Source organism: Streptomyces olivaceus (assembly GCF_000721235.1).
GTDB lineage: Bacteria > Actinomycetota > Actinomycetes > Streptomycetales > Streptomycetaceae > Streptomyces > Streptomyces olivaceus.
The window spans coordinates 1-294 of the sequence record NZ_JOFH01000162.1; the positions used below are offsets into that span (position 1 = coordinate 1).

1 protein-coding gene is annotated in these 294 nt (G+C 69.7%); it reads right to left on the reverse strand.

Translation table 11 applies throughout. The features are described 5' to 3' along the window. A partial coding sequence (locus tag IG94_RS0138260; protein ID WP_031048919.1) for an MBL fold metallo-hydrolase occupies positions 1–294 on the reverse strand: 294 nt, incomplete at both ends.

A 294-nucleotide genomic window follows, 5' to 3' on the forward strand; every position in this document is an offset into this window, starting at 1 on the left:
TGCAGGTCCTCGGTCGGCTCCATCGCCTGCACTCTCCCCAGCACTCCCGTAGGGCAGTACAGCGGCACACGGTCCCGGCGCCCGCCGCCGTAGAGCAGCGCTCGGCACAGGGCGCTCAGATCCGCACAGTGATCCGGGTGCTCATGGGTGATGACGACGGCGTCGACCTTGCTCGCCGCACATCGCGCCAGCAGCCGGGGCAGCGTCGCGTATCCGAGGTCCAAGACCAGGCGGAAGCCGTATGCCTCCAGCAGGAAGCCGCTCGCTGCCCGTCCTGCCTCCGGCCAAGCACCA